We start from the raw sequence: 1,131 nt of genomic DNA on the forward strand, positions 1-1,131 counted from the left end.
GCGCGGGCGGCCGGGTTGGCCAGCACGTGGTCGATGGAGCCCTGCAGGGTGTTGTAGCCGTACGTGTACTCGCCGGGGGAGAGGGTGGAGCCCAGGTCGGTGTAGCCGTTGGCGTACAGGACCCGCATCGGGTCCTCCTGGGTGTAGGCGTTGAAGTCGCCGACCAGGAAGATCCGGTTGGTGCCCAGGCTGGCCGCGACCTGGGTGGCGAAGGCGGTGGTGTCCTGGGCCTGACGGACCCGGGTCGCGTTGTAGGAGCCCTGGTTCACCGCCGGGGAGGACGTGTCCTCGGTGTCGCCGTCGTACAGCGGGGTTCCGCTGCCCTTGGACTTCCAGTGGTTGGCCACGACCAGGAACGCGTCGGCGTCGGTCGCGCCGGCCTTCTTGAAGCCCTGCGCCAGGGGCTGGCGGGCGATCGAGAACGGCTGGCCGGGGCCGGAGTCACCGGTGAGGACCACCGACGACCCGACGGGCGTGACGTCCGCGGGCTTGTAGATGAACGCGGTGCGGATCACGTCCTGCTGGGACAGCGGCGGCAGCTTGTCGTCGGCCGGGGACGGCACGTACGCCCACACCTTCGCCCCGGCGGCGGCGTTGAGCGCGTCGACGAGCCCGGCCAGGGCGGTGTCGCGGGGCTGGCCGAACTTCGCGGAGTTCTCGACTTCCTCCAGCGACACGATGCTGGCACCGAGCCGGGTGATACCGGTGACGATCTTCGCCTGCTGCCGCTGGAAGCTGGCGTCGTTGGCGGCGCCGCGCGGGCCGGCGCTGTTGCCGGGGCCGGAGCAGGTCCTCACGGTGATGCGGTTGCCGGCCCGGTCGGTGTAGTAGGTGCAGGTGCCCAGACCCTTGGCGACGTACGCCTCCCCGGTCAGCGGGAAGTAGTTCTGGACGTTGAACGTGGCCAGGTGCACGGTGCCGCCGACGTTCGCCGGCTGCTGGTTGCCGGCGCGGGTGTCGGAGAACGTCGCGACCGCGTGACCGTCGTCGGTGACCTGCTGGGTCGGCTGCAGGTTCCACAGCGAGAACCGGTAGTCCAGGATCAGCGGCTGGTGGAAGGTGACCTTCGACCCGACCCGGACCGGGTTGCCGGGGGTGAGCCACGGCAGCGGCACACCGGTGTACGCGCTG

1 protein-coding gene is annotated in these 1,131 nt (G+C 70.6%); it reads right to left on the bottom strand.

Translation table 11 applies throughout. The features are described from left to right. On the bottom strand, positions 1 to 1,131 hold a 1,131-nt coding region (locus ACGFI8_RS48060), incomplete at both ends, for an ExeM/NucH family extracellular endonuclease (protein ID WP_392815847.1).

The sequence above is a fragment of the Dactylosporangium sp. NPDC048998 genome (assembly GCF_043197855.1).
Classification (GTDB): Bacteria; Actinomycetota; Actinomycetes; order Mycobacteriales; family Micromonosporaceae; genus Dactylosporangium.